Raw genomic sequence first — 21,824 nt, 5'->3', positions numbered from 1 at the left:
TTATGTAAGCTTCAGACGATGTAGCCGCAAGCTGTTCATCACAACACTGAAGGAGCTGAGCGCCATCGCGGCGCTTGCCAGCACCGGACTCAGCAGCAAGCCAAAGACCGGATACAGTGCGCCAGCCGCAAGCGGGATCCCTATTACGTTATAGACGAACGCCCAGAACAAATTCTGCCGCATCACCCGCATGGTACCGCGTGACAGTGCGATGGACATGGGAACCCCGATAAGATCGTTCCGCATCAGCGTCACGTCGCCGGCTTCCATCGCAATGTCTGCTCCATTGGCCATCGTCAGACCAACATCGGCCTGCGCCAGCGCGGGAGCATCGTTGACTCCATCGCCCACCATGGCAACGACATGGCCCTCTGCCTGCAGACGCTTGACGGAATCGACCTTGCCCGCGGGAAGCACTCCGGCAACCACCTCGTCGACCCCGACCATGCGAGCGATAGCACCCGCGGTGCGGTCATTGTCACCGGTCAGCATGACCACGCGAAGCCCTTCTGCATGCATCTGCCGAATGGCCTGAACGGAAGTTGGTTTGACCGTATCAGCCACTGCAATCATGCCCTCCAACGCGCCGTTGACGGCAATCCAGAGCGGTGTCTTGCCTGCTTCGGACAAACGTAGTGCCGCCGCCTGCAAAGCCTCCGAGGCAATACTGTATTTCCGCATCAGTGCGGCGTTGCCAATCAGGGTTACGTCGCCGTTGATCATACCTACGACGCCAAGGCCGGTCAGTGACTCGAACGCCTCCGGTTGCGTGAGGCTCAGTCCGCGCTCATGGGCGTAGCGAACCACAGCTTCCGCGAGAGGATGCTCGCTCGCTCGCTCGAGGGCCGCCGCGATCCGGATCATCTGGTCTTCAGCGGCGCTGTTGCTTTCTGACCCGGCAAGTAGAACGTCAGTGACCTGGGGACGGCCAGCGGTGATCGTTCCGGTCTTGTCGAGCACGATGGTGTCAATCTTCTCTAGTCGCTGTAAGGCTTCGCCGCCCTTGATGAGAATGCCGAAGGTGGCTCCCCGTCCCGTCGCGACCATGACTGCCGTGGGAACGGCCAAGCCCATGGCGCAGGGACAGGCGATCACGAGTACTGTGACCGCGGCTGCGAAGGCCTGCATGACGCCGACATCCGGAGCGAAGTGCCTCCACACGAAGAATGTAACGATGGCAATTCCCAGCACCGTGGGCACAAAGATTGCGCTGATACGATCCGCGATGCGTTGAATTGGAGCGCGAGACCCCTGTGCGTCACGCAACAGCCGCACAATCTGCGCCAGCGTGCTTCCGGCTCCGAGCGACGTCGCTCGATACTGCAACGATCCGTGCTGGTTGAGCGTGCCTCCCATTACCCGGTCGCGCGTCGCCTTCTCGATCGGCAACGACTCACCTGTGAGCATCGACTCATCCACGCTGCTCTTGCCCGAGACAACCTCTCCATCCGTCGGAATGCGTTCGCCAGGGCGCACCAGAATGACATCACCCTCGCCGATCGATTCCAGCGATACCTTGCTCTCGACGCCGTCCCGCAAAACCGTCGCGGTTTTCGGTTGCAGTTGTACCAGCTTGCGCAGAGCGGCTGCTGTCTGTCCCTTCGCCCGGCTCTCCAGTGTGTTGCCGATCAGCACCAGACCGATGATCAACATCCCCGCTTCGAAATAAACGTCGGGAGCGATGCCATGCGCCACAAAGAATCCAGGCGCAATCGTGCTTGCCGCCGAGTAGGGAAATGCGGCGCCCGTGCCCAGAGCGACAAGGGTGTTCATGTCCGCCGTCTTGTGCAGAAGAGCAGACCACGCCTTGACGTAAAAGCGACGTCCTGCCCAACCGATGATGAACGCCGCGAGAGCGAACAGGAACCAGCGAATCGCGTTATCGCTTACCTCATACATCCACGGCAGCACTTTGCGCAGCACAGGATCGAGCACGCGCATGTTCCAGCTCATCAGCGGATCCCTCATCCGCTCCATGCCTTCAGCGCTGTCCATCCTCATCAACGGCATGGAGAGCACCATGGCCACGCTGCCGGCGACCAGGCTCACCGCCGCCTTTAGTCGCAACTGCTTGTACTCGTGCAGCTGCTCCTCATCGTGCTTTTCCTGCGCCTCCAGCACCGATTCATCGAGCGCCGGCATCTCCGCACCATAGCCGGTGTGGCGGATACTCTCGACCAACGCGGACGTGGACGTCGCCTTCGGATCGAACGTTATCGTCGCATTATTCAGCATTAGATTGACCGTAGCGTCCTGCACGCCGGTATGCTCCGCAAGCGTTCGCTGAATGAAGGATTGGCAGGCGGCGCAGGTCATTCCGGTGACCGGGATGGTGACGCGTTCCGTGGGGACCGAAGGCAGGGCAGCGGTACCTACCGCTCCCACCGCTGCCTCCGCTGTTTTCAAAAAGCTGGCCATGCTAAATCTCCGTGATGACTGCTTATTGCTCAATGCGCGCAGGGAAGCCGATGCCGTCGACCGCGGCGACAATCTCCTGAGCAGTTGCCTCTTCGGGATTGAACGTCAGCTTCGCCGAGCCCACCTCCACGGCCCCAACCTGAACTCCGGGGACGGCCTGCAGCGCAGTGGTTACTCGGCGCACACAGGCTCCGCAATGCATTCCTTCAATCGATAACTTGAGCGTGTCTTGCATGATGGTTCTCCTCTCCTCTTCCTATCTGATGCCCATACCCCCTATATGTATTCAAAGGAAGAGGCGATTGTTTTTGAGGCGCTTTAACGCCAGACGCGAACTCCGAAGACGAACGTCGGACTGTCCACGGCCTCTCCTGCCTGACGCGCGAAGCTCGCCGCGGCGCCGTACTTTCCGGTGTAAGCGAACCCAACGTAGGGAGCGAACTTCCGGCTGATCACATAGCGGAGGCGTACCCCTGCATCCAGATCGGAAAGACCCGATCCCGTACGGCGCTTGGGATCGCTCTTGCTGTAGAAGTTCAACTCCGCCTGAGGCTGCACCACCAGTCGTTGCGTGACCCTAAGATCGTAAGAGCCTTCCAATCGTCCAGCCACGTTACAGCTGTCGCGGAAGTAGAACGTGGGCGAAAACTCGAAGAAGTTGGGTGCCAGTCCCTGGATTCCTACTGCCCCCCAGGTGCGGTTCGGCCCCGAATCCAGATCCTCTCGGACGCCCACCTGCGCATCAAAGTAGCGCATGCGCGGAAGCGGCCGATCATACAGCACCTCGTGATCGCCATCGCTCGCCGTGCTGTCGTTGACGAACCCTTCGGACTTCACCCACAAGCGGTTCATATCCGTACCGACCCAGCCCTCACCGTCCCAGCGCAACGCACTTCCGGAGCCACTGGTGCGGACTTCAAGTTGATTGAACAGCACATGCATGTAGATCCGGTTGTCCCTCACCGGCGGCTTCCAGGCCAGAGCCCCGGGCGACTTCAGACCAGCAGGCTCGGGCGCCTCAGGCAACTGCGGACCCGCAACCTGCGCGACGAGAGGTTCATTTGCCGTTGCGGCTGCGGTTTGTGCACGCGCACTTGCTATGCCCAGCGAGGCCATCAGGGCCGAAGACAGTCCACGCACACCCAGGAAGAACAAACCGGGAACGGAGGTTGGTGTAGGTGCTCATGACACCACCACCGTTCTGAACATCCCGGACTCCATGTGATACATCAAGTGGCAGTGGAAGGCCCACCGCCCGGGCGTATCCGCGCTCACCAGGTAACTCACCCGTTCCGACGGCTTGACGATGACGGTGTGCTTATAGGGATTGAACTCGCCATGCCCATTTTCCAACTCACTCCATAACCCATGCAGGTGAATCGGATGGTCCATCATCGTGTCGTTGATCAGGACGATGCGCACGCGCTCGCCCAGCTTCAACTCGATCGGCTTCGCCTCCGAAAATTTCTTGCCGTTGAAGCCCCAGATGTACCGTTCCATGTTGCCGGTCAGATGCAACTCGACCTCGCGACTCGGCGGGCGACCATCCACCCCGCGATAGCGTGTGCGTAAATCGGCGTAGGTCAGTACCCGTCGTCCATTGCCATTCAGGCCATCCCCAGGATCGTTGTATCGCGCCATCACATGCTTTGAAACCTCGACCTCCTCCGGACCAATGTGTAGATTCACCGGTTTGGACGGTTCAAACCTGGTCTCCTTGTACGAACCGTTGGGCAGCGGGATCGGTATGCGGTCCGGGCTGCGGGAAGGGAGTGGCGCCCGTCGGATCGCCCATCAGCATGTTCGGCGTATCCATGCCCTTCATCCCGGACATATCCATGCCTTTCATCCCGGACTTATTCGTGTCCTTCGTGACTGACATGTTCATGCCCTTCATGTCGGACTTATCCATACCTGCCATATCCATGCCCTTCATGCCAGATATGCTTTTCATACCCGACATCTTCATCCCGGCCATGGTCATGCCCATGGCCTGCATCGTGCGTACAGGCCGAGGATCCATCGGCGGAACCTCCGCCGTCATGTCCAGGCGCGGAGCTAGGGTCGCGCGCGCATAGCCAGTACGATCCTGTGCCTGCGCAAAGATCGTGTACGCCGTGTTGTCCTGCGGCTCAACGATCACGTCGTACGTCTCCGCGAGACCGATGCGAAACTCATCCACCGTCACTGGCTCCACATCGTTGCCGTCCGACTGCACCACCGTCATCGGAAGATTGGGAATGCGTACATCGAAGAAGGTCATCGCCGAGGCATTGATGAAGCGCAGCCGCACCCGTTCGCCGGACTTAAACAGCGCCGTCCAATTCGCCTTCGGCGTATTGCCATTCAGCAGATAGGTATAGGTGGAACCTGACACGTCGAGGATGTCGGTCGGCGTCATATTCATCCGCCCCCACATCAATCGCTCGGATAAGGTCGGCCGCAGACCGTTCTTCTTCACATCGGAGAAGAAGGTGCCGGCCGTACGCTGCCGGTAGTTGTAGTAGTCGCTGTTCTGCTTCAGATTGCTCAGGACCGTCTCCGGATCAGTATCCGTCCAGTCGGTCAGCATCACCACATACTCCCGATCGAATTCGATCGGATCCTTTTCCTTGCGCTCGACAATCAGCGCACCGGTCATCCCCTGCTGTTCCTGGCCGCCGCTGTGGCTGTGGTACCAGTAGGTCCCGCTCTGCACTACCGGAATACGGTAGACGAACCGCTCGCCAGGAGCGATCCCGGCAAAGCTCAGCCCCGGGACACCGTCCATCTCTGCCGGTATCCGCATGCCGTGCCAATGGATCGAGGTCGGCGTCTTCAAGCGGTTGGTGACCGCAACGGTGACCACCTCGCCTTCGCGCCAGCGCAGCGTCGGCCCAGGTACGGACCCATTGACCGCAACCGCCGTCGAGTTCTTGCCCGTGAAGTTCACCGGCAAGCGGTCGACGGACAACTCAAAGTGGTTCCCTGTGAGCATCGCGGGCGACCGATGCTCAGGCTTCTGCCCAGCCTCGCCAAACGCAGGAAATCCCCCCCATTCCAGACCGGCGATCACTCCCCCAGCAGCTAACCCCTGGACGAACTGGCGACGGCTGGGAAGCCGCCTGCCTGTACTCGTTGTCTCTCTCACCATAATCTCCTCGTGCCTCAACTACATACCTGCGGAAAACAGGCACGATTCCATGCCCTCTCAGTTCGCAGCTGAAGGTACATATGCCCGTACCCCCCATAAGTATGCAACGTTTCAATTTGTACGAAGCAGAGACCCTCATGGGCCAGTTCTCCTATATCGCACCGGAGCTGGAGGACGATGCGTTCTTGATGATCTCCGATCGTTTGTACAAAACTACGGAGATCTCATCCTAAGTTCTAGCGTGTGTGATTACGCGCCAGGTTGAGGTACGCTCTCGCCGAGTCCGCCATCGTGACAATGGCCGCGCCTAACATGATGCAGTCTTTGATGATGAGCCTGCCGACACCAGAGAGATATGGAAAACCGTGATGTGCATCGTCCAGCGCAGGTACCCATGCCTCGGGTGTTGTGAACAGGAACGACAGGGTCACGCAAGACATGCCAATAAGCAAAAAGCTACCAACTGCGGCGACCTGAGGAAATAACGGGTGAAAAGCAATGAGTAGCCCCAGGATGATGACGATGGCGCCTAGTCCATAGGAGACTGGATAGGTGCCATTCGATTCATGCCACTGCTGATGACCTCGGATGGCTTCACCCTCTTTGTTCATATACTTCCGATACTCGGGCGCACGATGGTGATAGAGGAAACTCACAAGTGGGCTGTTGGCAACTAAGGGTACGATGCTATCGGCTTCATAGCTCGCAAATTTGAGACCACCGATCCACAGTAAAACGATCACAAGCCCAAAGCGCAGCATACCCATACCAATACAGTTAAGGTTAGCGGCCCAGAGATAAACACGCTTTACTCCAGTAACTTTAGGCAACAACTTGCCCACTAGATTCGCAGCCGATATGGATTGCGTAGACATGACTATTTCTCCTTAGCTGTGAAATTGTCTTAGAGGTTGACCTGCACGACAGGGAAGTCGATCTCAGTATCGACAAGACGATTGGAATAGTTGGTCAAAGTGTGCAGAGCGACATTGGCAACAACTTCCAACATCAAGCCGTCATCAATTCCAGCCTCGCGTGCGGTAGCGACGCCCTGGTCCGAGACGAGACCGCGCTGTTGAACCACCTTTTTCGCGAAAGATGCCAAAGCACGCTCGAAGGGATCATCGCTGTTTCCGGCGCGTGCTTTGAGAGTGTCCGTTGGGTTGAGACCAACAGCCTTTGAGGAGGCCGTGTGGATGGAAAGGCAGTACTGGCACTCGTTCGCCTGTGCGATCGCAAGGGCTAGAACTTCGCGTTGGCGAGGTGTTAGGCGGCCGCGCGAAAGCGCTTTCGACAGCGATAGGTATCCATCAAGGGCGACGGGAGCGTTCGCTAATGTAGCAAGAGCATTCGGGACCTTACCGAGATTCGCTTTCACCTGGGCAAGCGTGGAAGCAACTTTGGCGTCGGCGTTTGATGCGGCAACGGGAGCAATGCGGGGCATAATCTTCTCCAATCGGTGGCAGCGCTTCTGCACTGCACAGATAGATCATGGCAAAAAAGTGGATACGCATTGTCACGAGGAGTCGCGTTAGGATATCTTTGAGTCTCAAATGGATCGACTCGCACCCTTTTTCGAAAGGTTCTCTCTTTCCGCTCGTGTTTTTTACTCGGGACGGCTATGCGGTAGTTCCGGCGACCACGAAACCGACCAAGCCGGCCATCTCCATGTACTTAAAACAGGGAGCCTGAAGATCATTCAGCCGAACACTCGTGTGATGGTCATCGATACGCCGAGCATCCTGTTTTATCCGCGACCTCGTCGCCATCGCTTTCAAACCTCAGAGGAAGAGGGCGCCGAGATTGTATGCGCCACAATTGAATTCGGCGCCGGAATGCTGAACCCTCTTATCAGTTCGTTCCCGGAACTATTAGTGCTTCCGCTTGATACTCTTCCCGAACTTGCGCCAACCCTTCAGCTTTTTTTCTCGGAAGCATTTTCAGAACTTCCGGGCCGCCAGGCTGCTGTGGATCGACTGGCCGAGTATTTCCTGGTGCTTCTCTTGCGATCAGCCATGAATACGCACGTTATCAACGGCGGTATTCTGATGGGACTCAGTGACTCTCGCTTGACCAAGGCAATCGAGGTCATGCATAAACGGCCTGAAACGGCCTGGTCTTTGGAGCAGTTAGCTCAATTCGCTGGCATGTCGCGCGCCCGCTTCGCCGCCCACTTTCGGCAGGTCGTCGGCGCTACACCCTTTGATTATTTGACAAATTGGCGTCTAGGAATTGCCCAAACAATGTTGCGCAAAGGTGAATCGCTGAAACTCATCGCACCCGCTGTGGGATACACGAACGCTACAGCTCTGACTCGAGTCTTCACTCAACGTCTTGGAATGACGCCTTCGGAGTGGCTTGCGCTTCGTCAGAATCGCGCAATTTAACCAACGCTCAGTAGCTGTACACACCGGAGTTTACATCGCAGGAAGCCTAGTGGCCGTATAACCGGCTATCCGGAAAATTGATCCGAACCTCCCGTAAAGTCGCCTTTGCGGCAAGTTCGACTCCCGAAAGGGAAATTGCCGAAATGTATGGTCCGCCGTCTGAATGCAAGGGAAAAGTTTATGGATGAAGGAATGTCTGCGTCAATGTATCCGGCCTTTTGGTGGAGATCAGTCTCCTGGCCATGATGAGATACGCCGCGTACCTGTCCTACAAAACCCCTCGGCTGTGGAAGAGCCTATTGAGCAATCAGGTTTCAGGTACGCCGTTTGACTGTTCTTTCATCTTTACTTATCCGGTGCAGACCTCGGTGGGAGAACTTGATCTTGATAGCTACGCTTAGCTAGGCCGCGACTGGCTCTTGAACTGCCCGATAGTCCTGGCCGCTTGACAGCACGGCCCAAGCGATCCTTGCCAGTTTGTTTGCCGTGGCGACGATGAGCACGTTGCGTGGCGCTCTGGCTTCAAGAGCGGTCATCCACGCGCCCATGGCGACGCGGTCTCGCTTCGATCGCAATACGACTGCGCGGGCTCCATGGATGAAGATCTTGCGCAGGTAGTTGTTACCGCGCTTGCTGATACCGAAGAGGCGGGCCTTACCACCGGTCGAGTGCTGTCGTGGCACAAGCCCAAGCCAGGAAGAAAACTCACGCCCCTTATGGAAGGCTGCGCCGTTACCGATCGCGGCTACGATCGCGGTTGCGACCAGCGGGCCAACGCCGGGGATCTGCCTGAGCCGCGTGCATGCCGCATCACTTGAGGCAATCAGCTCCACTTCCTGGTTCAGATCGACCACCCGCTGTTCAAGATCCTTCCACTCGTTCCAAAGTTGAGCCAGCAGGTTCCGCATACGCGGAGTGAGATCTTCCTCGGCGTTCTCGAGGATCTCGGGCATGCGCTCGCGCAGCCTGGCCGGGCTCTTTGCAAATACCAGACCCCGCTCCAGCAGGAAGGCCCGCAGCTGGTTGATGACTGAGGTTCTTCGCGCGATCAAACGATCGCGCACACGATGCAATGCCTGCAGATCCAGCTGGTCGTCCGTCTTGATCGGAACAAATCGCATGTTCTCCCGATCCACAGCCTCAGCAATGGCTTCCGCATCCAGGAAGTCGTTCTTGTTCGACTTCACGAATGGCTTCACGAACTGGGCCGGGATCAGCTTCACATCGTGGCCTTGTTCTCGTAAAGTACGGCCCAGGAAGTGCGCCCCGGAACAGGCCTCCATCCCAATCAAAGAGGTCTGCAGGTTCGCGGTGAAGGCAATCAACTGCTTCTGGGTAAACTTCTTCTTCAGCAGCACCTTGCAGTTATCGCCAAGAGCCACCAGGTGAAAGGTCGTCTTGCCAAGGTCAATGCCTACGGAACGAATCTCCATGTCGATGATCCTCCTTCAATCTGCCTATAAGATCCTCATCGCCAGATTGAGGTTTAAGCGGCGGACCATCTCAGTAACCCCGTTTTCGTGAACTGCAACGGCAAGAGACCAACCTTCGCGCCGATACTCTCCGCACCGAACGCACTGATCTACAGGTATGGGCTTATGGAGCCTGTTACACAGCAGTTTGGATTGCGTACGAACAGTGCACAGGGCAGACACGCGGCGTATCTCATCATGTGCCAGGAGATCTTATTCTCCATAAACAGGCCGGATACATTAACGCAGACTCTCTTCATCCAACCACTTTTCTCTTGCAGTCGGACGGCGGACCATACATTTGAGCAACTTCGTCCTGCGCAGAAGAGCCGACCGGCGCGAAGCTCATGCACACTGCGGGTTTCACCGATCATGGATTTCCGGGCTACGCGTCCACAGAACCCGTAGCCGAACTGGAGAAGGCCAAAATAGGGCTGGCTTTGCTGCCCTTGGCCACCTGATTTTGATTAGCCAATTGATGTACACCCTTCTTGGGCTACGTTCTGCGCTCTCTGCTTGGGGCAGAGCGTGTTCGGCTGACTGAAATAACATCGGGCCGGGCCCGATAAGCGCAAACCACTCATCAATTTCTTGCAATCAAGGTTTAGATTTTTTCCGAAGCTCGTGTATCCAGGATGGACGGCTAGACCACGTAGAATGGTGCAATGCCTAAAGCTCCTGCAGCAATCACATCTCCCAAGATCAAGAAGCTCGCCGCCAAAGCAGCCAAATCTCCCAGCATGCTTACTACCGAAGAGACGCGTGAACTCGGTGCGTCAGTCTTGGCTCACCTATCACCTCCGAAAGAAGTCCCTTCTATTCCGGCGAAGAGAATCTCTACAAAGAAGTAAACGACGAAACGCTCCTAATCACCGAACATTGAAATGAGGGTTACATGGCAACGAAGAAGGCTCCAGTAAAGAAGACTGCTACACCAGTGGCTACGAAGACCGTTGCGGTTCCTGCGAAAAAGACAACGGCGGCAAAAAAGATGACAAAGGCAGAGCTTGTCCGGTTTGTCGCAGAAAAATTGGAGTGGACGACGAAGCAGTCTACGGCCATCTTTGATCTTCTGGCCGCGACGGCGCTTCAGGAAACCAAGAAGAATGGCGAGTTCACCATTCCCGGACTTGGAAAACTGGTCAAGGCTCAGCGTGCGGCTCGAATCGGCCGCAATCCTCAGACGGGGGAGTCGATCAAGATCAAGGCGAAAACGGCGGTGAAGTTTCGCGTCGCCAAGGCAGCTAAGGACGCCATCGCTCCTGTGAAGTAATTTTGTTACCAGCTGGACACGGTCCTCCGGGTAAGCGGGGGACCGTACACTATGCCGGGCATTTGATGATCCCTTACTATCTGTAGCTTTGATCGGTACGTGTTCATCACCGCCTAGACACTCTGGTGGTCAGCCGCTCTAGATGCTCACCCCTCCTGATACGTGCGGTCTGTTTCAGCAAGTGCCTTTGGGAATTGTTTTGATCACCTTCGGGTGGATTAATCAATTGGGCCGGCCCTGTGGTGGAGGATCGTAAGCGGTGGATGAACACGTCTAGACAGATTGGGTCCGCAATCGTAGTTAGGGAGAGGCTTATCTCAATTTCTCGAGCCGTCAGGCGGCGGAGTTTACATTGTAAGGACCTAGCCGGAATTGTCCGTGTTCTAGTCTGTGCTTCTGATCTTCTTGCTCCCTTTTTTTGGGGTAACGGTCTATTAGTGTCCGACAACAACGAAATATCACGAATACGCTCGCGCAAGGCTAATAATCGAATCAGAAAAACATTGAAGCGATAAAACAAAATCCTGACGGAGCCTGCCTTCACCCACCGCCGAAGGGCAGGTCTCGATAGGTAGCCGCTATCAAACCCGTACACTAAGACGATAATGAGAGTGAAAACAACCCTTGTAGCCATCGTTCTATTGACCTCGAGCACTCTGCTTGCACAGTCTCTTGACCAGCCGCCGGCCACAGAGGCGCCGGGCATGCTCGGGGCAAAGCGCACGCCCTACTTTGTTGACCCATCCGCATTCGATCTATCCCTGATTCTGCCATTGCCGCCCGCGCAGGATTCCGCCACAGCCAAGGAAGAACTTGCCTACGTCCATCGCGTGGAGCAGACCCGGACTCCTGAACAGATCGCAGCGGCCCAGGCCGACGATCGCGAGGAAGATTTATTCATCTTCGCAAAAGTGATCGGGCCAAAGTTCACAAAGGACGACTTGCCCTTGACTGCAGCATTGTCGGCTCACGTGCATAACGACGAAGCCGTGATGAGTGAACCGCTGAAAGGAATTTATAAGCGGTTGCGTCCATATAACTACGACGGCAGCCTGCATCCGGTTTGCAAAACGGACAAGGAGTTCTCGTATCCGAGCGGGCATTCCGTGAGCGGCTATCTGCTGGCGTTCACAATGGCGCAGATTGTTCCAGAGAAGCGTGAGAGAATTCTGGAGCGGGCTAATGACTATGCGCACAACCGTGTTGTTTGTGGAGTGCACTATCCAAGCGATACAGAGGCGAGCCGCAGGATGGCTTACGCAATCTTTGGCTCCATGATGGCCAATTCACGTTTTAACAAAGACCTCGCCGCGGCTCGGGCCGAGACCAGAGCGCATCTGGGACTGCCGTCCGTGCCCTAGTGACCCTTCGTGAGAGCCATGTTTTCGGAATCGGACAAAGCGATCGCCAGGCATTCGGGAAACTTCACGACGAAAGTAGACCCCCTATTGAGAACACTGCTTACGCTGATTTCAGCGGAGTGCGCGGCCGCGACGGATTTCGCAATGGCGAGGCCGAGACCGAATCCGCCAGGGTTTCGGTTGCGTACCGGGTCTGCCCGATAAAAGCGGTCGAAGATCTTCGGTAGCAACTCGGGAGATATGCCGATACCTGTGTCTTGCACTTTCAGGTGGGCTAATCCATCCCCGCATCGTTGAAGAGAGACGTGAATCGATCCCCCTGCCGGCGTATATTTGACTGCATTGTCGATCAGAATAGAAAGCAACCGCGGCAGTAACTTATCATCGCCGAAAATTACGATGGGCTCGACAGTTGTGTCCACGTCGATCCGCTGACCGTTAGCCGCAGCTAGGCTCGAGGCACGTTGAGACACTTCGCTCACCAGAGCGCTCAAGTTCACGGGACGATGGTCAGTCTTCGCAGGAAGTGCATCGCCACGCGCCAGCAGTAAGAGATCTTCGAGTAAATGCGAAGTGGAATCACACTCGGAGACCATCGTTGCGATGGCTTCGCGATACTCCTCTTCCGTCCTTTGATGCCGGAGCGTGAGTTGGCCTGTAGCGAGAATCACTGCAATCGAGGTCCGAAGGTCATGTGAGGCATCGCTCGTGAACTGGCGCTGCCGCTCGACTGCGTCTTCAAGCCGTGACAGCAAATCATTCCAGGCTTCGGCGAGGCGCTGAACTTCGTCGCCGCTATTTTCGACCGGAATACGATTCGACAGATTGCTAATCCCGATTTCGACGGCCGTTTTGGTCATGCGATCGACCGGCTTGAGAGCTCGTGCGCTGAGCAGGTACCCTCCTAAGCCCGAGAGGATCAGAACCAGCGGCAGACACCAAAGAAGGGCACTGCGGAAATGGTGGAGGATGTCGAGGTGTTCGACCATCGATCCGGCCATGCAGACACGCACCGTTTGGCCGGCGATGACGTGATCGTGGCGCATCGTTCGCACCGGATGTTGGTTGACCAGAGCCTCACCAAAGCATGGCGCCGTGCAGTCTCTCTTAGAGGGCCAACTGATTTTCGGCGCAGGCGTGCTCGATTGCGGATAGAGCCTCTCGCCTTCCGCGCTGTAGACCTGAATAAGTTCGCCTTCAGGAGCGGCCGTTGCATAATCTCCAAGCTGCAGTAGCCATCGCCCTGGATCTTGATTTGCATTGAGTTCACGAAGATAGGTAAAGATGCGCCCCTCGCGCCGCAGCAGGGTATCGCTTTTTGAAGCTGCCATGGCCTGACGCAATGCAACGTAGCTGACCACCCCAAATAGGCACAGGGCCACCAGCACGACAAGAGCATACCATTGGGTCAGCTGAACGCGTATCGAACGACGCGACACGCTCATGCTTCGGCGCGCATCATGTACCCGCTGCCACGAATGGTGAGAATGAGCCGAGGATGCTCGGGCACGTTTAGCTTGTTGCGCAGGCTTGAAATGCATACGTCAAGACTATTGTCTCCAACATCTGAGTTGAAACCCCAAGCCGCCTCAATAAGTTGGCTACGGAGAACAACCTGGCCAGCGCGACGCATCAGAAGTTCCAAAAGGATGTATTCCTTATGTGTCAGAAGAATTACACGCCCGTCGTAGTCCAATTGGTGTGTAGCGCGATTGAGGGTGAAGCCGCCGACTTCAAGATTTATGACTTGCGGGACTTGGCCGCGGCGGGAGATAGCTCGTATACGGGCAAGAAACACATTTAAGTGAAAGGGCTTGGTCAGATAGTCGTCTGCCCCAAGGTTAAGGCCGTTCACTGTGTCCTGCCATGTATCACGCGCCGTGAGCATCAGAACCGGCATGGCGCGGCGCTCGGAGCGCAGCGTTTTAAGGAGGGCGAAGCCATCCATCGTGGGCAGCATAACGTCGAGGACGAGGGCATCGAAGCTATCGACGCGCGCCAGATCGAGGCCTTCGGCACCGTCGTGCGCGACCACGACGGCATGACCATCTTCGATGAGACTGCGTTCGACCAGCCGTGCGACGCGCTGATCGTCCTCCACTACCAGTACGCGCATGGGGCCTCGTACGAATAGACTATTTCGTATCTGTTAATTCACGGTTACACCGGCTTCGGCATAAGGTAGTCATCAGGTTGCTCGCTTGTAATCGGTCTTGGGAGCAGGGCGCCGCAAGGATGCTGTTGATCCTAACCAAATCCGTTTTGCGAGCCTGATGAATACAATGAAGCCTAAGTCATCGTTACAACTACTGACCCTAGCCGCACTTTTAATCCCCTCCTTCGCGATGGCCCAGATCGATCGCACGGAGATCGACGGAACCGTGAAGGACGCTACGGGCGCCGTGGTCAGTGGAAGCAAGGTCGTGGTCACGCAGGGAGACACCGGACTCCGCCGCGAGGTCGTGACGAACCGCGATGGTCTCTACACGGTTCCCTCGCTTCCTCCGGGAACCTATACGGTCACGTTTGACAAGGACGGTTTTGAAGAAACGGTTGTTCAGTCGGTGCTGCAGACTGCGGGACGGACGCGCACACTGAACGTGACGCTGAATGTCGGCGCGGAGGCGCAGTCGGTCAGCGTCACGGCCAGCCCGGCGCTCGATGAGACCACCGCAACCTTTGGCGGCTCGGTGCAGCCCGTGCAGGTGAGCGAGGTGCCGATCAACGGAAGGAACTGGTCGACGCTGGAGACACTGACTCCGGGCGCGATCAACCTGGGCACGGGTGGACAAAGCAGCATTCGCTTCGCCGGCCAGGGCATGGATGACGCCAACTATCGGCTGGACGGCAACGACATGACCGGCATTAATAACCAAGCGCCGAAGTCGGCGCTGCGCCTGCAGGTCTCGACCGAGGCGGTTCAGGAGTTCTCGGTCTCGTCGGCGATGTATACGGCGGAGAACGGCGGAAGCGCCGGTGGCCAGGTGAACATCGTCTCAAAGACGGGCACCAACAACCTGCACGGCAGCGTGTTCGAGTATCTGCGCAACAGCGCCTTCGATGCGCGTCCGGTTCTCAACAGGGCACCGGCTCCGCAGGCTCCGTTCAAACTGAATCAGTTTGGCGGCACACTGGGCGGACCGATCAATAAGGATAAGACATTCTTCTTTGCGTCGTATGAGGGCTTTCGCCAGAGCCTGGGCAGCGTGCAGGTGGGCTATGTGCCGACCGCCGCCTTCAAGGCGATGGTGCCGTCGGTGCTGCAGCCGTTCATGAACGCGTTTCCAGTGGCGACCTCGGCAGACCCGAAGAGCGCGCTGGTGAACGGGGTTCCGGTGGACGGCATCTGGACCGGCAGCGTGTCCAGCCCGGCGACCGAGGATGCTGGCTTCCTGCGCATCGATCACCGCATGAACGACAACAATACGTTCTATGCTCGTTACAATATTGACAACGGCAACTCGGCCACCCCATTGGGCAGTCTGCAGTATGCGACGATTGTGCAGCCGCGGCTGCAGAACGGCATGGGCGAGTATCTGCACCTGTTCAGCGCGACGTTGAGCAACGAGGTCCGATTCGGCTTCAACCGCAATCTCTACGTTGTCGCTCCGACGAGCCCGCTGACGACCTCGATCATCGCTCCTTCCTTTTCGGAGCAGTATGACAATCTCGGCAAGAAGCAGGCGTCGACGAGCTGGGACGGTCGTGACGACCTGACCTGGTCGCACCAAGCGCACACCGTGAAGGCCGGCGTCGAGATCAAGCGCATCGACTACAACGAGCAAAACAGTGAAGACTCAACGATGACCTTCACGAACTACCAATCGCTGCTCACCAATACCTACAGCAGCTATGTGTACGCGGCTGCGCTTCCGGACAAGGGCCTGCGCAAGACGGACTACTTCGGTTACATTCAAGATGAGTGGAAACTGCGCCCGAACCTGACGCTGAACTCGGGCCTGCGCTACAACTTCTTTGGACCGTTCTACGAGGTCAACAGCAAGGCCTATCCGTTCGACATCGCCAGTTGCATGGGAACCGTCTCGTATGGACCGAACAATCCTGGTCTGTGCAAGCAGGGCTCGCAGTTCACCTTCCCCAACTATCGTGACTTCGATCCGCGTTTCTCGCTGGTCTGGGCTCCGGATATGCTGAAGAACTACACGGTGGTGCGCGCCGGATACGGCATGTTCCATGGTGAGGATCAGCTGGGCGACCAGGACAGCCCGGTCGTCAATGACCAGCCGGCGATCAACCTATTTCAGTCTGGCAGCTATCCGGTGAGCCCGGCGCTGCTGCCGCTGACGGGTCTGGCGAGCTCGCCGCGGTCGCAGGTGCGCAACCATCCTGACTCGTATGTGCAGAACTACTCGCTCTCGGTTCAGCAGCAGCTCCCGGAGAAGTTTGTAGGCACGGTGAGCTATGTGGGCGCGAAGGGAACGCACCTGTTCCGTCGCGGCTGGACCAACGTGGTCAACCCGGCGACGACCCTCCGTCCGCTGGCGCCGTACTACACCACGCAGATCGACACCAAGTACATGGAGGGTGCGTCGACCTTCAATGCGATGCAGCTGAACCTGACCCGCAACATGGATCATGGTGTGTTCTTCGCGATCAACTACATGTGGTCGCACGCAATCAACGACGGCTCGGTGGGCGCGGGCGAGGCGGACTACCCGGAGAACGTGGCCTGCTACCGCTGCGAGCGCTCCAATAGCGACGACGATGTGCGCCAGTCGGCCAGCAGCACCCTGGTGTATCAGCTTCCGTTCGGCGAGGGCCGTCGCTTTCTCAACAACAATGGCATCGTGAACCAGTTCCTTGGTGGGTGGCAGATCAGCAACATGTTGATAGCTCGCTCGGGCCTTCCGATCAACATCACCATCAACCGTACGGCGTCCGCGATGCCGGATCAGAATAACTCCTCCCAGCGTCCGGATCGTGTTCCCGGGGTGAGCATCTATCCCAAGAACCGCACGCCGCAGAACTGGTTGAACCTGGCGGCCTTCACGACGCCGGCCAACGGAACCTGGGGCAACACGCCGAAGAATGCTGCGCTGGGACCGAATGAGTGGCAGGATGACATGGCGCTGAGCAAGAACCTCCACCTGGTGGAGAAGTACACGCTGAACCTGCGGGCGGAGGCCTTCAACATCTTCAACCGGCCGCAATGGGGCCTTCCAAGCGCCAACTTCAGCTCTGCGTCCAGCTTCGGTACGATCACCTCAGTGCTGAACTCGGGTACCACTGGTACCGGCACGAATCGTGAGCTGCAGTTCGCGGCACGCCTGAACTTCTAACTTGGTGGGCGCTCCCGGATGCAGCAAAGGAGCGCCCACTCTTTGATATGTTCCTCTCGGAGTTACTTACTCAGGGAGACTTAAGCTTTGGCCGCTAGGATGTACGCAGCCACAACCGCAACACGCAATATGAAAGGAAATGGTTTTCCAATGAAGTCTGCTTTTCAATTCTCCTCCGCACTTCTGCTTGGCTCGCTGGCGCTCTCCTCGCAGTCGTCGTTTGCCGCCGACAAGCTTCCGCACCAGCCGGTGACGCTCATCCGCAACATTGCAGTGCCCAGCGTCGAGAAGGGTGATTTCGATCACTTTGCGGTCGACCTGAAGCGCGGCCACCTGTTTGTTTCGGCCGAGGTGAACCACAGCGTCGAGATGTTCGATCTGAAGACCGGCGAGCATCTCCAGAGCCTGTCCGGCTACAAGACGCCGCACTCACTGGCGTTTGTTCCGGAGAAGGACGAGCTGCTGGTGGCCGACGGCGGCGATTCGGCTCTGGACGTGGTTTCGGGCGAGGACTATCACCGCATCGACCGGATTCAGTTGATCGATGGCTCTGCGACAGGCAAGGGCGACTCGCCGGACGCGGCCTACTATGACGCGGCGAACCGCCTGTACTACATCGGCAATGGCGGCATCTCGGCCAAGCTGGAGACCTCGAAGGTCTCGATCTACTCGGTCGACCAGAACAAGCTGATCGGGGACATCGACATCCCGACCAACAACGTCGAGGCGATGGGCATCGACAACAACACTCACCGTCTGTTTGTGAACATGCGCGACCACCACGAGGTGGGCATCTTCGATCTGAACACCAAGCAAATGATCAAGACCTTCACCGTGGATGGCATGAACCGCAACACGTCGCTGATCGTCGATTCGAAAAGCAAGCGCGTCTTCGTGGCCGGCCGCGCGCCTGGAACCCTCTATGTGTTCGACGAGGATGGCAAGAAGATCACGCAGATGTCGGTCATTGATGTGAACGACGACATGAACTTCGATCCGATCATGAAGCGGCTCTACGTCAGCGGCAGCCAGGGTCTAAGCATCTTCCATCAGGACACTCCGGACACATACACTGAGATGGCCAACATCCCGACCAACGGCGGCAAGACCTCGACCTACGTGCCTTCGGTGCACCAGCTGTACGTCATCCACCCGAAGACCACGATCGACGGCTCCGGCCTGCTCGTCTATCACGTCAATAACTAGTCCTTATCGCAAGGTTCGGATCGAAGTCGGCGAAGAGCCGCCTGCATTGCCTTCGATCCGAACCTTGCGGTGCCACACTTAGAGCAAGTTGTGGGAATCACTGGGTTTCGATACTGCTGTTCAGACCGCTTCTCCGATACTAAATCTCCGATTAGGAGGTCTTCTCCGGGCGCAGCTTTTTTCATGCTGGTCTTCGTACCCAGAATTTATCCTCGTGGAGGAGCGACTCCAAACCAAGGAATGGCTTACCTTTAATTCGCTCCAGCCCCCTTCCCAGGAGATGTTTCGATGAACGCTCGATCCAGGCGCCTCTTATCGTGCGCCATGGCTGTTTTTTTCTTTCCTGTCTGTCTTGTGACCCTCGATGTGCAAGCGCAAACGCCCGGAACTTCCAAGGAGCCCAAATTGGGAGCTGTAGGAGAAGACGAGGCCAAGCCGGCCGGTGCGGCTCCGCCAACAGCTTCAGTCGTCGATCCTGGAGTCATTCCTAGCCGTCAGGCCATCAGCCCTGCCGGCCTGCAGAGCATCTTTGACAGCCGTGTCTATGGTGTGGCTTTCGGGGAAGATGGAAGATCCATCTATACCGCGACGCTGAGTCAGAACGGTTCCCAAATCTATCAGATCGATCTGAACACGAACCGCATGGTAGATGTGCGCTCTAGCTCGTCTGCGGTCGGCATGCAGGGACTGATCTACGATCCAGTGGCCCACGCTCCACTCATGAGCGGCCTCACCGGCAATGGCAAGGGACAAGGTTCCGCCGGTCAGCTTGTTCTGCTCGGCAAGAGCAATACGATGATCGCAGATCACTTGGGAAGCCATCAAATCGGCGCGGTCAGCGTCGGCTCGGCAAAGAACTCGAACGGCCAGCGTCTCGCTGTGGTAGCGCTCACATTCGATGATCAGGCCGCGATTCTCGATATCGATACCAAAGAAAATCGCACCGTGAAGACCGGCATCGCTCCCTTCGGCGCGGTTGTCAATACGGACAGCTCTGTTGCCTACGTCAGCAACTGGGGCGGCCGCTTTGCCCATGCGGGAGAGACCACTGCTGCCACTGGTCCGCAACCGGGCGCCGATCAGGCCCTGGTGGATGACCGGGGTGTCGCCTCGAGCGGGACGGTCGTCCGCATCGATCTGCTCTCTGGTCAGGTAACGGACACCGTCGCGGTCGGACTGCATCCCTCCGGGCTCGCATGGGATGAAAAGCAGCACCGTCTCTATGTAGCCAACAGTAACTCTGACACTGTCTCTATCATCGATACGACATCGAATAAGGTTGTGGAGACCGTTTCGCTGCAGCCCTTCAACCGGAAGGTCGCAGGAATTTCGCCAGAGTCGGTGGCGATCTCTCCGGACCATAGGCGACTCTATGTTGCCTGCGCCGGAATCAACGCCGTCGCGGTGGTCGACGTCGCCGCACGTCGTTCGCAGGTAGTGGGAATGATCCCCACGGGCTGGTATCCAGATAATGTGGTCGTGAGCCCGGATGGCAAGTCGATTGCGGTGGCAACCTTGTTGGGCGTGGGTTCAGGGTGGAATAGCCCGAATCTTCTGGCCAGGGAAAAGCGCGACGGCATGATACCCGGGTTGAATATGCACCGCCGCTATGTCCATGCCTATCGTGGCACGGTTCATATTATTTCTGTTCCAGATGCGGATGAGCTGATGCGCTATTCCATTGCCGTTGCTGAGAACAATCATCTACGACTGGCGGGGGATGCTCCGTCTCCCCAGGAGGCACAAAAGCCGAATCCCCATGCTGCTCCGCAGCCTGTTCCCGCAAGGGCCGGCGAGCCATCGCTCATCGACCATGTGATCTACGTGGTTAAGGAAAATCGTAGCTACGATCAGTACTTTGGTTCGCTCGGCAAGGGAAATGGCGATCCGTCACTGAACGTGTACGGCGACGAGGTCGTGCCAAATCAGCGTAAGCTGGCACGCGACTTCGTGCTGCTCGACAACCTCTTTGCGAACGGCGGCAACAGCGCGGATGGCCATCAATGGCTTACACAGGCCGCGGAGACCGACTATAGCTATTGGCCGGGATACAACGGCCGCAGCTATCCAAAGAATGGCGATGACCCCCTTGCCATTGCCGGATCCGGTTTCCTCTGGGACTACGCGATCGCCAATCACAAGACTTTCGCCGACCTCGGAGAATATGTGGGTGAGATCGGGGGCGCGAAGGGAGATCAGCGTGCCAGTCTGCTGCAGCAGTACAAGCGGGGGAGAGACTTCGCCGCAACCTTCTCCACTAAGGCGCCGATCGCGAAATTAAATCAATATCTCATCAAGGACTACCCGGCCTATAGCCTCAATGTGCCTGACGTAGTTCGCGCGCGCATCTTCACTCGTCATCTGAAGCAGTGGGAGGCGGCGGGCAGCATGCCGAACCTGGTGATGGTGCAGTTGCCCTCCGATCACACCGCGGGCACGACCCCCGGCTTCTCGACCCCCAAGGCAATGCTGGCAGATAACGATATGGCTGTGGGTCAGATCGTCGAAGCCGTCTCGCACTCGAAGTTTTGGAAGTCGACCCTAATCCTGATCGTTGAAGATGATGCACAAGATGGTCTCGACCACGTGGACGGTCATCGCACCGTCGCCCTTGCCGTGAGTCCGTACACCCGGCGCGGTTCCATCGACTCGACCTTCTACTCGCAGGTAAGCATGGTGAAGACCATCGAACTCATCCTCGGCCTACCTTCCATGACGATCTTCGACTTCATCGCAAACGATATCCGACACAGCTTTCAGCAAACGCCCGATGCTACTCCTTACACTGCCGTGGAGCCGCAGCAGTCGATCTATGAGCTGAATCCGCAGTTGAACGCCCTCAAGGGACAAGACAAGGCTGACGCCATCACCTCCAAGAAGATGGATTGGCGGGGGCCTGATGATGTCCCCACGGAGAAGCTCAACAGCATCCTGTGGCGTAATGCGATGCACACCAATTATCCCCTCTGGAAACGCAACTCTGCTGCCTTCCAGCCAGCATCAGCGCAGTAATCACTCTTAGCCCAGAACGTGCGGGTTGAGACTTGGGAGGGGGCCGATTCGTCGACCCCCTCCTATTTTTCGAACTGAATCGAAGGTATAAACCTTCCAGCTGGTTTGTGGAATCAGTGTCGGACGAGATTCTTGAGAGCGTTAGACAGAAACTCAGCTGACCGCGTGCTGGCGATCCAACCCGTTTTGTCCCCGGAATAGATTTATTCGTGCGTTGCGGTTTCCCACCGGTATACATCATTGCAACACGGAGACCACGCCG

General features: G+C 57.2%; 16 protein-coding genes. 6 read left to right on the top strand and 10 right to left on the bottom strand.

Features of this window, described 5'->3' with window-relative positions; translation table 11 throughout:
• From BDD14_RS03080 to BDD14_RS03050, 7 genes are all read right to left on the bottom strand, one after another.
• Positions 1 to 2,418 (bottom strand): heavy metal translocating P-type ATPase, encoded by a 2,418-nt coding sequence (locus BDD14_RS03080; protein ID WP_130417519.1) that lies wholly within the window; start codon positions 2,416 to 2,418, stop codon positions 1 to 3.
• Positions 2,419 to 2,440: 22 nt separating this feature from the next.
• Positions 2,441 to 2,653 carry a heavy-metal-associated domain-containing protein gene (locus BDD14_RS03075; RefSeq protein WP_130417518.1) on the bottom strand — a complete coding sequence of 71 codons (213 nt, stop codon included), beginning with the start codon at positions 2,651 to 2,653 and terminating at the stop codon, positions 2,441 to 2,443.
• An 83-nt stretch (positions 2,654 to 2,736) separates the two neighbouring features.
• A complete protein-coding gene (locus BDD14_RS03070; RefSeq protein WP_242617699.1) occupies positions 2,737 to 3,558 on the bottom strand; it encodes a copper resistance protein B in 822 nt (273 codons plus the stop codon).
• A 42-nt stretch (positions 3,559 to 3,600) separates the two neighbouring features.
• Positions 3,601 to 4,107, bottom strand: a complete 507-nt coding sequence (locus BDD14_RS03065; RefSeq protein WP_278045461.1) for a multicopper oxidase domain-containing protein — start codon at positions 4,105 to 4,107, stop codon at positions 3,601 to 3,603.
• A 13-nt stretch (positions 4,108 to 4,120) separates the two neighbouring features.
• On the bottom strand, positions 4,121 to 5,551 hold the full coding sequence (locus tag BDD14_RS03060; protein ID WP_130417516.1) for a copper resistance system multicopper oxidase: 1,431 nt from the start codon (positions 5,549 to 5,551) through the stop codon (positions 4,121 to 4,123).
• Positions 5,552 to 5,787: 236 nt separating this feature from the next.
• Positions 5,788 to 6,426, bottom strand: a complete 639-nt coding sequence (locus BDD14_RS03055) for a DUF417 family protein (protein WP_130417515.1) — start codon at positions 6,424 to 6,426, stop codon at positions 5,788 to 5,790.
• A 29-nt stretch (positions 6,427 to 6,455) separates the two neighbouring features.
• Positions 6,456 to 6,995: a carboxymuconolactone decarboxylase family protein gene (locus BDD14_RS03050; protein WP_130417514.1), complete on the bottom strand. Its 540-nt coding sequence runs from the start codon at positions 6,993 to 6,995 to the stop codon at positions 6,456 to 6,458.
• Between the two features lie 109 nt (positions 6,996 to 7,104).
• Here BDD14_RS03050 and BDD14_RS03045 point away from each other — a divergent pair, with 109 nt between their 5' ends.
• Complete coding sequence (locus tag BDD14_RS03045) at positions 7,105 to 7,938, top strand: AraC family transcriptional regulator (protein WP_130417513.1); 834 nt, start codon at positions 7,105 to 7,107, stop codon at positions 7,936 to 7,938.
• 401 nt (positions 7,939 to 8,339) lie between these two features.
• Here the strand turns inward: BDD14_RS03045 and BDD14_RS03040 are convergent, their stop codons facing one another.
• Positions 8,340 to 9,371: an IS110 family RNA-guided transposase gene (locus BDD14_RS03040; protein WP_130417512.1), complete on the bottom strand. Its 1,032-nt coding sequence runs from the start codon at positions 9,369 to 9,371 to the stop codon at positions 8,340 to 8,342.
• A 934-nt stretch (positions 9,372 to 10,305) separates the two neighbouring features.
• Here BDD14_RS03040 and BDD14_RS03035 point away from each other — a divergent pair.
• Together BDD14_RS03035 and BDD14_RS03030 are read left to right on the top strand one after the other, a co-directional pair.
• Complete coding sequence (locus tag BDD14_RS03035; protein ID WP_130417511.1) at positions 10,306 to 10,683, top strand: HU family DNA-binding protein; 378 nt, start codon at positions 10,306 to 10,308, stop codon at positions 10,681 to 10,683.
• 611 nt (positions 10,684 to 11,294) lie between these two features.
• Positions 11,295 to 12,044: an acid phosphatase gene (locus tag BDD14_RS03030; RefSeq protein WP_242617698.1), complete on the top strand. Its 750-nt coding sequence runs from the start codon at positions 11,295 to 11,297 to the stop codon at positions 12,042 to 12,044.
• Here the strand turns inward: BDD14_RS03030 and BDD14_RS03025 are convergent.
• Both BDD14_RS03025 and BDD14_RS03020 read right to left on the bottom strand, forming a co-directional pair.
• A complete protein-coding gene (locus BDD14_RS03025) occupies positions 12,041 to 13,489 on the bottom strand; it encodes a sensor histidine kinase (protein WP_165419898.1) in 1,449 nt (482 codons plus the stop codon). The genes BDD14_RS03030 and BDD14_RS03025 overlap by 4 nt on opposite strands.
• On the bottom strand, positions 13,486 to 14,160 hold the full coding sequence (locus tag BDD14_RS03020; RefSeq protein WP_130417508.1) for a response regulator transcription factor: 675 nt from the start codon (positions 14,158 to 14,160) through the stop codon (positions 13,486 to 13,488). Before BDD14_RS03020 ends, BDD14_RS03025 begins: the two co-directional genes overlap by 4 nt.
• Before the next feature lie 157 nt (positions 14,161 to 14,317).
• On the opposite strand from BDD14_RS03020, the gene BDD14_RS03015 reads away from it, so the two are divergent.
• The 3 genes from BDD14_RS03015 (at position 14,318) to BDD14_RS03005 (ending at position 21,562) form a co-directional block, all read left to right on the top strand.
• The gene (locus BDD14_RS03015; RefSeq protein ID WP_242617697.1) at positions 14,318 to 17,344 is read left to right on the top strand and encodes a TonB-dependent receptor; all 3,027 of its coding nucleotides are present in this window, start codon (positions 14,318 to 14,320) and stop codon (positions 17,342 to 17,344) included.
• Between the two features lie 150 nt (positions 17,345 to 17,494).
• Positions 17,495 to 18,550 carry a YncE family protein gene (locus BDD14_RS03010; protein WP_130417506.1) on the top strand — a complete coding sequence of 352 codons (1,056 nt, stop codon included), beginning with the start codon at positions 17,495 to 17,497 and terminating at the stop codon, positions 18,548 to 18,550.
• A 405-nt stretch (positions 18,551 to 18,955) separates the two neighbouring features.
• On the top strand, positions 18,956 to 21,562 hold the full coding sequence (locus BDD14_RS03005) for a bifunctional YncE family protein/alkaline phosphatase family protein (RefSeq protein WP_165419897.1): 2,607 nt from the start codon (positions 18,956 to 18,958) through the stop codon (positions 21,560 to 21,562).
• Positions 21,563 to 21,824: the final 262 nt, after the last annotated feature.

Origin of the sequence: Edaphobacter modestus, assembly GCF_004217555.1 — a bacterium.
In the GTDB taxonomy this organism is placed as follows: Bacteria; Acidobacteriota; Terriglobia; order Terriglobales; family Acidobacteriaceae; genus Edaphobacter; species Edaphobacter modestus.
The sequence above is the reverse complement of the archived record's forward strand: the minus strand, read 5'-3'. Positions and strand labels throughout refer to the sequence as shown.

Excerpts from the sequence above, each read along its gene's own strand:
- BDD14_RS03080 (WP_130417519.1), bottom strand. The coding sequence starts at position 2,418 with ATGGCCAGCTTTTTGAAAACAGCGGAGGCAGCGGTGGGAGCGGTAGGT.
- BDD14_RS03075 (WP_130417518.1), bottom strand. The coding sequence starts at position 2,653 with ATGCAAGACACGCTCAAGTTATCGATTGAAGGAATGCATTGCGGAGCC.
- BDD14_RS03060 (WP_130417516.1), bottom strand. The coding sequence starts at position 5,551 with ATGGTGAGAGAGACAACGAGTACAGGCAGGCGGCTTCCCAGCCGTCGC.
- BDD14_RS03055 (WP_130417515.1), bottom strand. The coding sequence starts at position 6,426 with ATGTCTACGCAATCCATATCGGCTGCGAATCTAGTGGGCAAGTTGTTG.
- BDD14_RS03050 (WP_130417514.1), bottom strand. The coding sequence starts at position 6,995 with ATGCCCCGCATTGCTCCCGTTGCCGCATCAAACGCCGACGCCAAAGTT.
- BDD14_RS03045 (WP_130417513.1), top strand. The coding sequence starts at position 7,105 with ATGGATCGACTCGCACCCTTTTTCGAAAGGTTCTCTCTTTCCGCTCGT.
- BDD14_RS03040 (WP_130417512.1), bottom strand. The coding sequence starts at position 9,371 with ATGGAGATTCGTTCCGTAGGCATTGACCTTGGCAAGACGACCTTTCAC.
- BDD14_RS03035 (WP_130417511.1), top strand. The coding sequence starts at position 10,306 with ATGGCAACGAAGAAGGCTCCAGTAAAGAAGACTGCTACACCAGTGGCT.
- BDD14_RS03025 (WP_165419898.1), bottom strand. The coding sequence starts at position 13,489 with ATGAGCGTGTCGCGTCGTTCGATACGCGTTCAGCTGACCCAATGGTAT.
- BDD14_RS03020 (WP_130417508.1), bottom strand. The coding sequence starts at position 14,160 with ATGCGCGTACTGGTAGTGGAGGACGATCAGCGCGTCGCACGGCTGGTC.
- BDD14_RS03015 (WP_242617697.1), top strand. The coding sequence starts at position 14,318 with ATGAATACAATGAAGCCTAAGTCATCGTTACAACTACTGACCCTAGCC.
- BDD14_RS03010 (WP_130417506.1), top strand. The coding sequence starts at position 17,495 with ATGAAGTCTGCTTTTCAATTCTCCTCCGCACTTCTGCTTGGCTCGCTG.